Genomic DNA, 15,978 nt, shown 5'->3' on the forward strand with positions numbered 1-15,978 from the left:
ACTAACTATATCAATCAAAGGAACTATGCAAAAGCCTGTGAGACTTTAGATAATGGCTTCGAAGATGCCTTCCAATACACAGTAATGGATAAGAGTCACAATCGTTTAAAAAGTACTAATCTTCTTGAACGATTGAACCAAGAAGTACGCCGAAGAGAAAAGATTATTCGTATTTTCCCCAATCGTGTGTCAGCCAATCGTTTAATTGGTGCTGTCCTGATGGACACGCATGACGAATGGATCAGTTCTAAAAGAAAGTATATCAAGTTTAACCAGTAAGAGAGTATAGAACATTGTACTAGAAACTTTTACACAAGATTATGGACTTGACTTGATTAATTAAAAAATCAGATAAAAATTAATTCAATCATGAGTTTAATATGAATAAATCACATAAAATCTTGCAATATTATTTTACAAAATAAAATTAATGTAGTACTATGAACTAGTATGCAATATTTAATTATTGAACATTTGGAGGTAAATAAATGTCTGTTAAATTTGATAAAAAAGAGAAAAGCTATGGTGAATTAATTTTCACAATCACAGAAGAAGAAAAAAATCATGGACTTGACCATGCATTCAACAAAGTTAAGAAAAACATCAGCGTACCTGGATTCCGTAAAGGTAAAGTAAGCCGTACTGTATTCAACCGTATGTTTGGTGAAGAATCATTATATGAAGAAGCTTTAAATCATGCATTACCAACTGCATATATGCGTGCTTTATCTGAAGCGGATGTACATCCAGTTTCACAACCTGAAATTGACGTATTAACACTTGAAAAAGGTAAAGATTGGGAAATTAAAGCTCGTTTTGCTATCAAACCTGAAGTTAAATTAGGTCAATTTGAAGGTTTAGAAGTTGCAAAACAAGACCGTGAAGTTTCTGAAGAAGAAGTAGAAGAAGCAATTAAAGCTCTTCAACAAACTCGCGCAGAATTAGTATTAAAAGAAGATGCACCTGCAGAACTTGGTGATACAGTTGTTATCGACTACAAAGGATTCATCGATGAAGTTGCTTTTGAAGGTGGAGAAGATAAAAATCACTCTCTAGAATTAGGAAGTGGTCAATTTATTCCAGGTTTTGAAGATCAATTAGTTGGTACTAAAGAAGGGGACGAAACAAAAGTAACTGTTACATTCCCAGAAGAGTATCAAGCTGCTGATTTAGCTGGTAAAGAAGCAATCTTCGAAGTAACTGTTCACGAAGTAAAAACAAAAGAATTACCAGAATTAGATGATGAATTTGCTAAAGATGTAAACGAAGATTACGAAACATTAGCTGATTTAAAACAAGCTAAAAAAGAAGAGTTAGAAAACCAAAAATCTGAATTAGCAAATGAAAAAGTTCAAGAAGAAGCGATTCGTGCAGCAATTGAAAATGCTGAAATCGTTGACCTTCCAAAAGAAATGGTTGAAGAAGAAGTAAATCGTCAAGTAGAACATTACTTAAACAATATGCGTCGTCAAGGTATTGAACCAGATTTATACTTCCAAATCACTAATACAACAGAACAAGATTTACGTGATAACATGGCTGTTGATGCAGATATCCGTGTAAAAACAAATCTTATTTTAGAACAAATTGTTAAAGATAAAGAAATTCAAGTTTCTGAAGAAGAAATTCAAGAAGAAATTGAAAACTTATCAAAAGAATATCAAATGGATCTAGAACAAGTAAAACAAGTTGTATCAAATGAAATGTTAACAGAAGACATTAAAATGAAAAAAGCTTTAGCTTTAATTACAGATACAGCTGTTGAAAAATAATATTAGATTCAGTTGAAAAATTACTTTAAAAACGAAACAGGCGAATCTTGTGTTCGCCTGTTTTAGCCATTTTAATACATGTCGAAATTTTCTTTAGTTTTGATGTGAAATGAAAGGATGGGTTATTCGTTCATGATTGATGATAATGAATTAGAAATCCGGTGTTCTTTCTGTGGTAAAGAACAGGAAGACGTAAAAAAGATGATTGCCGGCTCAAATGCTTTCATCTGTAATGAATGTGCTGAAGTAGCTTACCAAATTATGACTGAAGAATTAAAAAGTTCAGTTGACTTTGGCGCAATTGAATTACTCAAACCAAAAGAAATTGAAAAAGAATTAAGCGAGTATTTAATTGGTCAATTTGACGCAAAAAAAGCACTAGCAGTAGCAGTTTACAATCACTTTAAACGCATTAATCATATGATGGATTCAGAGGCAGATGAAGATGCAGTTGAATTACAAAAAAGTAATATTTGTTTAATCGGTCCTACTGGATCTGGAAAAACATTTTTAGCTCAAACATTAGCACGTATTTTAAATGTTCCTTTTGCTATTGCTGATGCTACAACATTAACTGAAGCAGGATATGTTGGTGAAGACGTGGAGAATGTCTTAGTTAAACTATTACAAGCCACTGATTTTGATGTTGCCGCTGCAGAACATGGTATCATATACATCGATGAAATTGATAAAATAGCACGTAAAAGTGAAAATGTTAGTATTACACGTGATGTAAGTGGTGAAGGAGTTCAACAGGCTCTACTAAAAATTCTAGAAGGTACTGTTGCATCCGTTCCTCCTCAAGGTGGAAGAAAGCATCCTCAGCAAGAATTAGTTCAAATTGATACAAGCAACATCTTATTCATTGTAGGTGGAGCTTTTGCTGGTATTGAAACAATTGTTAAAGAGCGTCTTGGGGCAAAAGTTATCGGTTTTGGTTCAAATAGTGAAGGCTATGATGAGTCTAAAAGTATTATGCAACAAATTATCCCTGAAGATTTGTTAAGTTTTGGATTGATCCCTGAATTTATCGGTCGATTACCAGTTATATCGACTCTTGAACCATTAACAGAGGAAGATTTAGTAAAAATCTTAACAGAACCGAAGAACGCCTTAGTTAAACAATATCAACAGTTATTAAAACTTGAAGGGGTCGAATTAGAGTTTCGAAAAGATGCTTTAGTTGAAATCGCCAAAAAAGCGTTAAGTAGAAATACTGGGGCACGTGGACTACGTTCAATTATTGAGTCTATAATGTTAGATGTAATGTACGAAATTCCTAGTCGTCCAGAAATTAAAAAAGTTGAAATTACTAAAGGTACCATTAATGGGACTAGAAAACCAATATTATTTGATGAAGAAAATAATAAACTATAGTATTACAAGGAGGAGAGGTGAGGTCAAGCATTTATTTGATTTCATCTCTTTTCGTCAATTGAAAAGAGGTGGTAATGCATGCTAATTAAAAATCCTACATTTACAACATCAGCAGTACTTCCTAGACAGTACCCTGATCTGATGGTACCAGAAGTCGCATTAGCAGGTAGAAGTAATGTTGGGAAATCATCATTCATTAATAAGTTAATTAACCGCAAAGCGTTAGCTCGTACTTCAAGTAAACCAGGAAAAACGCAAACATTAAACTTTTACAACATGGATGAGAAATTTTTCTTTGTTGATGTTCCAGGATATGGTTATGCAAAAGTGTCTAAAACAGATCGTGCAAAATGGAAAACAATGGTAGAAACCTATTTTTCTAGTCGTAAGATGATTTGTTTAGTATTAATAATCGTTGATTTTAGACATGCACCTTCGGAAGATGATATTCAAATGGCTAACTTTTTAGCTGAATTGGATTTTCCGTTCCGAATTGTGCTAACAAAAACAGACAAAATCCCAAAAGGGCGTCATAATAAACATTATCAAATGGCTAAAAAAGCATTTCAAATTCCAGAAGATGACGCCTATTATCTCTTTTCCTCTTATACAGGATATGGAAAAGAGGCAATATGGGAACTAATCGAAGAAGCTATAAAATAACTTGGAGATGATGACACATGGTTAGATTATCTCCCGAAATAATTAAGGATGTCAGTGAAAATGTTGACATATTGCCTATTATTGAACATTACGTTGAATTAAAAAAACGTGGTAAAAATTATTTTGGCTATTGCCCATTTCATGAAGAAAGAACGCCAAGTTTTTCAGTAGCTCCCGAAAAACAATTGTATCACTGTTTTAGTTGTGGACGTGGTGGCAATGTATTTGGTTTTATTCAAGAAATTGATCAAGTCTCTTTTCCCGAAGCGGTTAAAAAAGTAGCTGAATTAGGTAATTTAGATATCGATTTAAAAATTGATAATCAGTCTTCAAGAAAAATTACACAGTATGAGTCAACTTATTCGTTACTTAATAAAGCCACTCGTTTTTTTCATCACACATTAAAGAATACAATTGCCGGTGAGGAAGCAAAAAAATATATAAAAAACCGGGGATTAACCGATGAAATTATCGAAACGTTTCAACTCGGATTTGCGCCAATTAATCGAACACTTCTTCATGAAATTTTTGAATCGAATGAATTAACCGAAGAATCCATTCAACAATCTGGATTATTTACAGAGGGAAATAACGAACCTTCTAATACCTTAATCAGTCGATTTTATAACCGATTGATTATTCCATTAAGAAACGAAGATGGCAAGCCAGTTGGTCTATCGGGTCGAACGGTAAGTGATACAGATGAGTTAGATGCTAGTTTTCAACAAGCTAAGTATATTAATTCCCCTGAAACAGCACTTTTTCATAAAAGTCAATTTTTATTTAACTTTGATTTAGCAAAAAAAGCGATTCGACGTGAAAATGAAGTGCTGCTATTAGAAGGGTATATGGATGTCATTTCAGTTTATCAGGCGGGTATTTCACAAGCTGTTGCTTCAATGGGAACAAGTTTGACACAAGAGCAAATTTTAAAACTTCGACCATTAACTAATCATATCATTATTTCTTATGATGGAGACTCAGCTGGTTTAAAAGCTACTGATCGAGCAATTCAAATGATCCGAAGCACTAAACATTTTGATATTAGTATTTTAAATTTTTCGGACGGAATGGATCCAGATGACTATATACAAAAAAATGGCGCGGAAGCTTTTCGTAATCATTATTTACATAAGCGTGATACACCATTTGAATTTTACAAACGGTTTTATGCGTTAGACTATCAATTAAGTAATCCTAATGAAGTGTCTAAATACATTGAAAAATTGTTACCTGAACTTCAATTTGAAAGTCGTTTAGTTCAAACAAGATATATTAAAGAGTTATCATTAGAATTTAGTTTAGATGAACAAATTTTAATTGAGATGTTTGAAGGATTACCTACTAAAGAGAAATCGCTTAAACCAACTATTAAGAAAAGTGAACCAATCACAGAGCTCCCAGAATTATCTAATCGATTGCAAAGGGCACAAAAGCAACTGATTTATCGTTTGTTAACTAATGATGAAACGTGGCACTTAATCGATTTTAATGAATTAAGTTTTCCTGATGAAAATTTCCAATTATTATTTTGGATTTTAGAAGTATTTCATCAACAATACGAAGCCCCATTCCATATTCAAGATGTTTTGCTCGAATTGAGTGGAAAGCCTCATTTGGAGAAGTTATTAGTAGATATTTCATATTTAAATTTGAACGAAGAACTTTCGCCACAAGAAATTAAGGATTTAGTCGATATTATTACAGTTAATAAAAGTTACGAAGAACAAATTAAACAATTAAATCAAGAAATTAAGACACTTTACGCAAAAGGTGAAAATCATCTAGCAACAGAACTTGGTCAACAATTAATTGAGTTAATTAGAAATTATCAAATGAAGTAAAAAGGAGCTTGAAACATGTCAAAAAAAATGACAAATGAAGAATTTGACGTAAAAAAATACGAACAAGATACTAAAAAGTTGATTGCTAAGAAAAAATTATTCGGACAAATTCTGATTGATGAACTTACAGATGAGATTGTAACTCCTTACAAATTAAATGCACAACAAATGGAACGTTTAATGAATCGTTTTGAAGACGCAGGAATTTCTGTCGTTGATAAAGACGGTGGACCTTCAACGACACAATTAAAACTTGAAAATGATAAACAAACAGCCGCTTTAAATGCAGAAGATGCTGATTTAACGCGTACCAAAGCAGAAGATGCTGGGGTTCCAACGGGTGTTAAAATTAATGATTCTGTTCGTATGTATTTAAAAGAAATTGGTCGTGTGCCATTATTAAATGCTGAAGAAGAAGTTGAACTTGCTAAACGTATTGAAGAAGGCGACCCTATTGCTAAACAAGAATTAGCTGAAGCTAACTTACGTTTAGTTGTATCCATTGCAAAACGTTATGTTGGACGTGGCATGCAATTTTTAGATTTGATTCAAGAAGGAAACATGGGGTTAATGAAAGCTGTAGAAAAATTTGACCATACTAAAGGCTTCAAATTTTCTACGTATGCTACATGGTGGATTCGACAAGCGATCACTCGTGCAATTGCTGATCAAGCACGTACTATTCGTATTCCGGTTCACATGGTTGAAACCATTAACAAGTTAGTACGTATCCAACGTCAATTATTACAAGATTTAGGACGCGAACCAACCCCTGAAGAAATCGGTGCAGAAATGGATTTAGCGACAGAAAAAGTGCGAGAAATCTTAAAAATTGCTCAAGAACCTGTCTCATTAGAAACGCCAATTGGTGAAGAAGATGATTCACATTTAGGTGATTTTATCGAAGATGAAGGCGCAACTAGTCCTGCAGAACATACTGCTGCAACATTATTAAGAGAACAACTTGATGAAGTATTAGAACAATTAACTGACCGTGAAGAGAATGTACTGAAATTACGTTTTGGTTTATCTGAAGAACATAATAACGAAGTAAAAACACTAGAAGAAGTTGGAAAAGTTTTTGGTGTAACACGTGAACGTATTCGTCAAATAGAAGCTAAAGCTTTAAGAAAATTAAAACATCCAAGTCGTTCTAAACAATTAAAAGATTTTATGGAGTAAACTATGAAATTAAGTCCAAGATTACAACAAGTTGCAGATTTAGTTGATTCTAATCAAATATTACTAGATATTGGTAGCGATCATGCCTATTTACCCATTCATCTTGTACTCAATCAAAAAATTACCAAGGCGATTGCAGGTGAAGTAAGCGAAGGGCCACTAGCTAATGCGATTAAAGCTGTACGTGCAAATGATTTAGAGCAAGTAATTAGCTGTCGTTTAGGAAGTGGGTTTAACGTTTTCTCTGATGAACAGTCTGAAGAAGTTAATCAAATTGGTACTGTTACTATTTGTGGCATGGGTGGAGAATTAATTCGTTCTATTTTAGCTGATGGTTTTAATAAACAATTACTAAATGAACAAGCTGTTCTTATATTACAACCTAATATTGGCGAAAAAACATTGCGACAATGGTTAATGGATCATTCCTATGAAATTATTGATGAAAAAATGATTCAAGAAGTTAATCGTTTTTACCCAATTATAAAGGCCGTTAAACGCCAACAGCCAACTACTTATACAGATTTAGAACTAATGTATGGACCACTTCTATTAAAGGAACCTAATCAAGCAGTGATTAACAAGTACCAAGAAGATAAAAAACATTTGCGTTCCATTTTAAGCCAATTAAATCACGATCATCCAAAATACCAAATGTTTGAACAAAAAATAAATGAACTGAGTGAGGTGCTTAACCATTATGAAAGTCGCTGATATCATTAACATATTTGAAACACACTGTCCACAACATTTTAAAATGGATAGAGATACTATTGGATTACAAATTGGTGATGCTAATCAAGTTGTCAATAAAATGATGATTACATTGGACATAAGGCCAAGTGTTGTTCAAGAAGCCATTGAAAAAAAAGTTGATTTTATATTTGCACATCACCCAATTATCTATCGTCCACTGACTCAAATTGACTTTTCAAATCCTCAAGAAAAAATGATAGCAGATTTGATCAAGCATAATATTACAGTCTATGTTGCGCATACGAATTTAGATGTCGTACCAGGTGGAATGAATGATTGGTTTATGAATGCATTATCATTAAATGATGTGAAAGTCGTTCATGAAACACAAAGATTATCTCGCTACAACATTTCAATTGAAATTAATCAAGATGATGAAGCGCTATTCCAAACTATTTTTGACACAACAGAATGGACTGTTCGTGGCTCAATGCAACCGATTGAAATAGAATGGCAACGAGTTGTCGATTCCAAGAACTCTGCAGTTATTTATCAAACCAATTTATCAGAATTATATCTAAATGATATGAAACATTTTATACATCATTTAGAACATCAATTGCCTGTATCTTCATCGATAGAAAAAGATGCATGGGATGACATGCGTATTGGATTAGGTCGTGTTGGATCATTAGAAGAACCAATTAAATATTCTGAATTTTTAGAGTTACTTTCATATCAATTTAATTGGAAAAACATGCGTGTTGTAAATCAACCGTCAATGGACCAAATGATTCAACATATAGCTGTAATTGGTGGAGATGGTGGAAAATACTATAATGATGCCATAAAAGCAGGTGCTGATATATTAATCACCGGTGATTTATATTATCATACAAGTCACGATATTCAGGAAACCGATTTAATTGCACTTGATCCAGGTCATTTTATGGAATTTTTAATTACCGATTACATGACACAGTGGTTTACTAGTCAATTAAATGAAAAAATTGAGATTATTCCAACTCAAATAATAACTGACCCATTTAGTTTTGTTCAACTATCATAAAAGTCAGAACCATCATTCGATTGAATGATGGTTTTTTCTTATCTCTTAATAACATGTTATCTTTCTTGTTGATTTGATATAATAATAAAGACAATTGAAAGGAGTAAGTTTATGCGTTTAATGATTAAAGCACATTCCATTTCATTCCAACCACAACTCGATTATTTACCTCATTTAATTCAAGGAGAAAATGAACAAAAGGAACAAATAGTACTTGTTCCAGAACATATTAAATTTAATGCTGAAAAAGAAATGATTCAGCAATTGAATGAGAATAAGCAGGTCAGTGCTTCGTTTCATACAAAAGTTTTTTCAATCTCTCGTTTTATTTGGTCTTTATTACAAGGAAACGATATTTTAAATCAACCGTTACCAACAAGTAGTGTCGAACATTTAATAATGGCTCAATCGCTTTTAATTGTTGAATCTGATTTAACGGTGTTTAAAGGACAAGTGCATTTTCAAGAGTTTATTAAGTTATGCTTGGACTTGTATCATGAATTTGAAGCGGGACAAATTGATTTTAATCAACTTTCATGGGCAGAAGATCGGCCCGAATTAATTTTTTTAAAAGATAAAATACATGATTTAAAGAAAATATTTGAAACATTCAATCAATTAAAGCCTTCCCAATTAAATGAACAAGAGATTTTATTTGACGCCGCAAAAAAAGCAATCCAACAATTGGCTGAACAAAATAAACTACCACAAACTGTTTATATTAGTCATTTCTTCCGTTTTTCAGCGCTTGAGCAAGATTTTATATTGTCATTAGCTCAATCAACTCAAGTGTTTGTATATTTACCAGTTGGATTGAATGTTACGTCAACCAGTGAAGCACTCGATTATTTTAATGGATATTGGCCTGCTTTAAATACATTACATTTACTCCAAATGGACTGTCCAAAATATCATTTAACTTGTCAAATTGAAAACATTCAAGAAACTACAATTCATCATCCTCTCGCTGAACAGTGGCTTACACTCTTTTCTAGTATAAATGATGAGCAGCAAACGTTAACCACTTCTCTTGAGGTGGAGTGGCTCGAAGGAGATACATATGAAAAAGAGTGGTTAGCTATTTTGCAATCAATCAATGAGTTAGTCCATCATAAAAATTATCGATATAAAGATATTGTTGTGATGACTAGAGATCTATCTCGATATAAAGAATTAATTCAACAAACTGTTCAACAACGTCAGATTCCAATATTTATAGATGAGCCTGAAGCAATGGATCAACATCCATTACATGAAATGATACAAAGTCTTGAGCGTATGCTTCAACCGTATTGGACAGGACAAGATTTAATTCGACTATTAAGAAGTGAGCGATGGTTACCAACATATTTTAAAGATTGGTCACTTGAAAAGTGGCGCCAATTAGTCGACTCAGTTGAGACTATTGTTTTAGCGCTTGGAATTGATCAACGTTTTCCCTTAATAGTGGATCAATTTAAAAACGAGGAATTGATTCGAAATGTTTTTCGTGGGAAAACAGATGATTGGTTTGATTTATTCGAGCAGCATTACAAAAAGTTAATTGAAGCAATTGAACAAATTCGCGAACATTTTTATTCCGCCCAATCGTTAGAAGAGATGACAGGATTATTTTATGAATGGATGCAAAAAGATAATGTACAATTATGTACTGATTTTTGGAGAGAAAATGCACTTAAAGAGGGACAACTCGAATTAGCCCAACATGAAGAGCAAGCTTGGCAGTTACTTATCAATATTTTAGATGAATTCATGACTTATCATACAACTAATCAGTTAGATGCAAACCGTTTCTTTGAGTTAATCAAAATTGCATTTGAAACTAATCATTATCAACTGGTTCCATCACGGGTGGATCAAGTAGTGGTTACATCAATTGATGCTGTTCAATTTAGTTCTTCACCAATTGTATTTATTATGGGTTTAGATCAACATTCGCTTCCACGAATGGGACAATCCATTTCTTTATTAGACAATCGTGAACGTGAAAATCTTAGTCAACAATTACGAAATGACACAGCTTCTACACCGAGATTTAAACCATTAAAGAAAGAAACGGTCGCTACGGAGCCTTTTATTTTTGCACGGGCATTAAGTATTGCAACAGACTATTTATTTCTAAGTTATTCGTCGCATGATGTTAATCATCAACCAATTGACCGTTCACCATATGTCATGCAACTAATGGATTGTTTAAAAATTGAACGTAAGATAACTAATCGCACACATTTATTTCATGAAGAAGATATTTTCCGTCTATTCATTGACGAATTATCAATGATTAACTTAATTGATTGGAATGCATCTGAAAGTCAAGCTAAAAGTGAATTAATCGAATTAAATACGTGGCATAATTTACCCGAATCTATTGGTGTTGATTTAGCCACTGCTTTATACGGAAAAGATTTATATTTGAGTGTTTCACGGTTAGAAAATTATTATAAAGACCCTTACAATTACTTTTTAAATTACGGTTTAAAATTAAAAGAACGTCAATTATTTGAAATTACTCAATTAGAAAAAGGCCAAGTCTTCCATGATGTAATGGAAAGAGTATGGAATAAAGTTACGCAACATCCACAAGCAGATTGGTCTATTATTACAATGGAACACTTAACACAATCTATTCATGAAGAACTTAATCAAGCTAATCATCCGATTTTAAAGATGTATGATAAAACCCCTTATTTAAAACATGTCAAAGAACGTTTATCTCTTAATTTACATCATCTGTTCCAGTACATACTAAACACACAACAACAATTAGTCACACACGATAGTTTTACTGAGCAGTCTTTTGAACGACGTCATCAAACAGATCAAAATAAGTTGCTGATTCCTAGTTTGCAATATGAAGTTCCGATTCAAAATGAAAAACGATTAATTCAAGTAAGAGGACGAATTGATCGTCTAGAATTATTCGAAGTTAATCAACAGCCATACGCACTCATTACTGATTATAAATCAGGTAATAAAACACTCAATATTCGGGATATTATAAACGGAACAAACTTGCAAGTAATGACTTATTTAAATGCGATCAAGCAAGTAACTATAAATAATCGGTCGATTAAACCATTAGGTGCATTATATCAATCACTTAAATTAAACTTATTAAAACAAAACGAAGCATTTAACGAAAATCAACTGATTGATTTTAGTAAAATTGCCAATGCAATGAAACCAAAAGGGTACGTACTACAAAATATTGATGTTTTGACTGATTTACATCGAGATAAAACAGCCGCTAGTCAATCCGATCTGTTGCCATATAAATTTAAAAAGGAATGGGAACAATTTACAGGAAGAGAAGAGGATGAGCAAGCTGCTGCGTTCAATAAACAAAGTAGTCATACGTTGACAACTGCAGAATTTGAATTATTAATGAAATATACCGAATGGTTAATTGAGCAAGCTGCTAAAGATATTTTAAGTGGTCACTTACAATTTGCACCTTTAGCAGATACAAAATATATCGATACGATAAAATCAGGTAAATACCACAGTATAACGTGGTTTGATCCATTATTTGATAATAATCAATATCGCCCATTAGAAAAAAGAAGCGATTCACAAAAGCTCATACTTCTAAATGAAATTCAAAATCAATTGAAAGGAGAAGGAAATGGCAAATAAAACAACAAGTATTCAGTATACTCCTGAACAAAAACAAGCCATTTATTCGACCGGACATGATATTTTAGTCTCTGCAAGTGCGGGAAGTGGTAAAACATTCGTTCTTGTACAACGTGTATTAAATCATTTAAATTATCATCAAGACACTAATCATTCGAATATTGCAATTGATGAACTATTAATTGTTACATTTACTGAAAAAGCAGCACATGAAATGAAAGAACGAATTGAAAAACAATTAAAAAATAAAATAACAACGGCCACTTCAGTTGATGAAAAGCGTTATTATTTAAATCAACGATTAAATTTATCAGATAGCTATATTTCAACCTTACATAGTTTTTGTAAACGTTTAGTCGATAGTCACGGTTATTTAATTAATTTAACGCCGAATTTAAAATTAATATCTGGAGAAGTCGAATCAAAATTATTGAAAGAACGTGTATGGGATTCATTACGTTCAATTATCTATACTGATGATAAGTATCAACCTTTAATCGAACAATTTTTAAACGAAAATGATGATCAATACTTAAAAGATGTAATTATTCAACTCGACAATTTTGCACAGGTCAATCCCAACGTTACAGAATGGTATCAACAAGCTTTACAATATTATCCAAAAGAAACGGATCAGACGTTAGAGGATACATATGTATATAAAGAACTATTAAAACCAAATCTAATCGAGGCATGTGAACTGTTAAAAAAAGAAAGTGAATATTTATATCGTCAAGTACCGAATTCAAAAGATAAAGCTCAAGAAAAATGGTTGGAATTATTAGAAACTTACTCGATGCGATTAGATCAAATGATTATGGCAATTCGAGGAAATCGCTATACAGAAGCAGTCGATTTATTTGAAACACCATTTCCTAGAAAACCAGCTTTAAATAAAAAAATAAAAGAAGGCGAGTACAGCGAAGAATATTTATGGTTAGATGAATCATTTAAGACATTTAAAGATGATTTTAAAAACGGTAATAAGCCGAATTTTTTAGATCAAACTTTATATAGCGACAGTAACACTCAGCTATCTGTTTTTAAAAAAACGAAAGAAATTGCGTCTTTATTAATTCAAGTCGCTCAATTATTTCGAGATACGTATCAGCAATTAAAACAAACTCGATATCTTATGGACTTTAATGATTTAGAACATTATGCATTAGCCATTTTATCAATTGATGAAGTAGCAACTTATTATAAAAATCATTTTAAAGAAGTAATGATTGATGAGTATCAAGATACTAATCCATTGCAAGAGAAGATTTTATCGATTATCGGAGAAGGCAAACGTTTTATGGTAGGGGATGTGAAACAATCAATTTATCGCTTCCGTCTTGCTGATCCGACGTTATTTCTAGAAAAGTATGAAACTTATCACCCAATTGATCAATTTAATCATACGAAAGGAAGTAATGGGGAAAAAATTGTTTTAGCCGAAAATTTCCGATCTCGACCAGAAGTCATTGACAGTATTAATTTAATTTTTAACCAAATCATGTCAAAAGAATTTGGCGAAATTAATTACCAAGATCCTTCAGCGCAGCTTGTATCTGGTAAATATAGCTCAGATAATAATCCCCATTATGCAACCGAATTATTACTGACTTTAAAAGAAAAAGAAGAAAAACAATCTTCGATTCAAGCAATTGAAGAATTAGAAAGCACCAACAAAGAAGAGGACACTACTAATGAACGTTTGAATGCAAATCAAATAATGTTAGAAATAAAGCGTTTAATGGATTCTAAATATATGGTTAAAGAAGAGGATAGCGAACGTGAATTAAAATACAGTGATATAGTTATTTTAGTTCCTACTCGAACAGGAAACGATACGATTGAAGCAGTAGCTAAAGAACATCAAATCCCAATTAAAATTGATCAACCATCAAATTACTTTAAACGATCAGAAGTTTCACTCGTTTTATCTTTCTTAAAAATAATTGATAATCCGTTACAAGATATTCCTTTAGTAGCGGTCTTACGTTCACCTGTATTTCAATTTAAGGAACCTGAATTAACTTTAATTCGTATTGCTAATACTTCAGGATTTTTCTATGATGCACTTTATGACTTATACATGAAAAAGGGTGATCAACAAGCATTAAAAGAATTAGCGCAAAAAGGATCAGTTGATTTTGACCAATTAATGAATAAGGTTGACCGACTAATGAAGTTATTGGAGCAATGGCGCAATCAAAGTCGTCAAATCACATTACTTCAATTAATTCATTCCCTATACCACCAAACTCGTCTACTTGAGCGCTTGAGTCAATTACCGAATGGTTTACAACGGGTAGCCAACTTAAATGCGTTACCTAATTATGCTAAAGAATTTGAAAATTATGGGTTTAAAGGCTTATATCAATTCATTCAATATATCGAACGAATGCAATCCATCGACATCGATTTAGAGAGTGCAGAATTACCAGAAGAACAAGAAGATGCGATTCATGTAATGACGATTCACGCAAGTAAAGGGCTAGAATTTCCGGTTGTCTTTTTAACGGATACCCATCGTCAATTTAATTTGAAAGATGCTAATCAAAATGTATTAATGACAGCGCAAAAGGGAATTGGTCTAGGTTACTCAGATTATCAGCAATTAATTAAATATGAATCTTTATACCGTGTCATTATTAAACAAGAAATTATAAATCAACAAAAAGCTGAAGAAATGCGCAAGTTGTATGTTGCCATGACACGTGCAAAAGAAAAGTTGTATTTAGTCGGAACGATTGACCAAAAAACGTATGAAGAGTATCATGCAACGGATTGGTCACTTGATGTAGGATATTTACCTATGAGTGTTAGAAAAGGCGCTAATGCCTTCTTAAAATGGATATTACCAGCATTTTTAGCTCAAGGTTATTCTATTAGAATTACTCAACCAACTTCTGATGAATTACAAGAGATAAATCATCCAACCGTATTCAATTTAAAAGAAAATTTATCAGATTCAGAAGTCGAGCGTTTATCTAAGATTCAAAATAGCCTTAATACCTTTAAACCAGTTAATTATTCCAATCCATTAGCTACTAAAACAACCGCTTTTCAATCAGTATCTGAAATTAAGCAATTACAAATTGATCCAGATGAATATCAACTAACGCCTGCTTCATTTATTGAAGACCAACATATTAACTACTATAAAACATCACTCGATTATAAACCTAAATTTATTCTCCAATCAAACGAGGATAAGAATGATTTAGATCCGATGCAATTAGGAACCTTATATCATGATTTCTTAAAACAATTAATTTCATGTTATGTTTCCGAAAAGTTTCCAGAAGACTTTCATTCCTTCTTTGTTACTATTTATAATCAGCATGAATTGCATCATCACATTACAATAGCAGAACGTGATGAATTAGTGCAATACGTCCAAAAGTATTTATTACAATATTTGAAGCCCGACTATCAAATTGAAGTAGAGAAACAATTTTCAATGGTTTTACCTACTCACTATCTATTTAAATCATCAGAACATTCTCAGGATGATCGGATTATGGTTCATGGAATCATTGATTTATTCGTCATGACACCTGATGGCATTATTCTGATTGATTATAAAACAGATGGGGTACCTAAGACATTACTCGCACAACGTATTGAAAAATACCGTGTTCAAATTAATACATATGCGTTAGCATTAGAGCATGCATATAAACAACCTGTTATTAAAAAATATTTAGCTTTTATTCGGATGAATCATTTACAATCTATGCATTAA

Annotated in this window: 10 protein-coding genes; all 10 read left to right on the top strand. The window is 32.4% G+C overall.

The window, feature by feature from the left end:
- Positions 1–279: IS256 family transposase (locus L866_RS0101870; protein WP_025728611.1), on the top strand; the 279-nt coding region annotated here is incomplete at its 5' end.
- 209 nt (positions 280–488) lie between these two features.
- Positions 489–1,772: a trigger factor gene (tig, locus tag L866_RS0101875; protein ID WP_025728613.1), complete on the top strand. Its 1,284-nt coding sequence runs from the start codon at positions 489–491 to the stop codon at positions 1,770–1,772.
- A 132-nt stretch (positions 1,773–1,904) separates the two neighbouring features.
- Positions 1,905–3,149 (top strand): ATP-dependent Clp protease ATP-binding subunit ClpX, encoded by a 1,245-nt coding sequence (clpX, locus tag L866_RS0101880; RefSeq protein WP_025728615.1) that lies wholly within the window; start codon positions 1,905–1,907, stop codon positions 3,147–3,149.
- A 78-nt stretch (positions 3,150–3,227) separates the two neighbouring features.
- Positions 3,228–3,812, top strand: a complete 585-nt coding sequence (gene yihA, locus L866_RS0101885; RefSeq protein WP_025728617.1) for a ribosome biogenesis GTP-binding protein YihA/YsxC — start codon at positions 3,228–3,230, stop codon at positions 3,810–3,812.
- A gap of 17 nt (positions 3,813–3,829) precedes the next feature.
- The gene (gene dnaG, locus L866_RS08375; protein WP_025728618.1) at positions 3,830–5,656 is read left to right on the top strand and encodes a DNA primase; all 1,827 of its coding nucleotides are present in this window, start codon (positions 3,830–3,832) and stop codon (positions 5,654–5,656) included.
- A 15-nt stretch (positions 5,657–5,671) separates the two neighbouring features.
- Complete coding sequence (gene rpoD / locus L866_RS0101895; protein WP_051452836.1) at positions 5,672–6,838, top strand: RNA polymerase sigma factor RpoD; 1,167 nt, start codon at positions 5,672–5,674, stop codon at positions 6,836–6,838.
- Between the two features lie 3 nt (positions 6,839–6,841).
- Complete coding sequence (locus L866_RS0101900; RefSeq protein WP_025728622.1) at positions 6,842–7,552, top strand: tRNA (adenine(22)-N(1))-methyltransferase; 711 nt, start codon at positions 6,842–6,844, stop codon at positions 7,550–7,552.
- Positions 7,539–8,603, top strand: a complete 1,065-nt coding sequence (locus tag L866_RS0101905; RefSeq protein WP_025728624.1) for a Nif3-like dinuclear metal center hexameric protein — start codon at positions 7,539–7,541, stop codon at positions 8,601–8,603. The genes L866_RS0101900 and L866_RS0101905 overlap by 14 nt, the downstream gene beginning before the upstream one ends.
- Positions 8,604–8,714: 111 nt before the next feature.
- Positions 8,715–12,239 carry a PD-(D/E)XK nuclease family protein gene (locus L866_RS0101910; protein WP_025728626.1) on the top strand — a complete coding sequence of 1,175 codons (3,525 nt, stop codon included), beginning with the start codon at positions 8,715–8,717 and terminating at the stop codon, positions 12,237–12,239.
- Positions 12,229–15,978: a helicase-exonuclease AddAB subunit AddA gene (gene addA / locus L866_RS0101915; protein WP_025728628.1), complete on the top strand. Its 3,750-nt coding sequence runs from the start codon at positions 12,229–12,231 to the stop codon at positions 15,976–15,978. The genes L866_RS0101910 and addA overlap by 11 nt, the downstream gene beginning before the upstream one ends.

This window comes from Atopobacter phocae ATCC BAA-285, from assembly GCF_000526675.1.
Lineage (GTDB): Bacteria > Bacillota > Bacilli > Lactobacillales > Aerococcaceae > Atopobacter > Atopobacter phocae.

What these genes read in the sequence shown, in the direction of transcription:
- tig (WP_025728613.1), top strand. Translation starts at nt 489, where the DNA reads ATGTCTGTTAAATTTGATAAAAAAGAGAAAAGCTATGGTGAATTAATT.
- L866_RS0101910 (WP_025728626.1), top strand. Translation starts at nt 8,715, where the DNA reads ATGCGTTTAATGATTAAAGCACATTCCATTTCATTCCAACCACAACTC.
- yihA (WP_025728617.1), top strand. Translation starts at nt 3,228, where the DNA reads ATGCTAATTAAAAATCCTACATTTACAACATCAGCAGTACTTCCTAGA.
- clpX (WP_025728615.1), top strand. Translation starts at nt 1,905, where the DNA reads ATGATTGATGATAATGAATTAGAAATCCGGTGTTCTTTCTGTGGTAAA.
- addA (WP_025728628.1), top strand. Translation starts at nt 12,229, where the DNA reads ATGGCAAATAAAACAACAAGTATTCAGTATACTCCTGAACAAAAACAA.
- dnaG (WP_025728618.1), top strand. Translation starts at nt 3,830, where the DNA reads ATGGTTAGATTATCTCCCGAAATAATTAAGGATGTCAGTGAAAATGTT.
- L866_RS0101905 (WP_025728624.1), top strand. Translation starts at nt 7,539, where the DNA reads ATGAAAGTCGCTGATATCATTAACATATTTGAAACACACTGTCCACAA.
- rpoD (WP_051452836.1), top strand. Translation starts at nt 5,672, where the DNA reads ATGTCAAAAAAAATGACAAATGAAGAATTTGACGTAAAAAAATACGAA.
- L866_RS0101900 (WP_025728622.1), top strand. Translation starts at nt 6,842, where the DNA reads ATGAAATTAAGTCCAAGATTACAACAAGTTGCAGATTTAGTTGATTCT.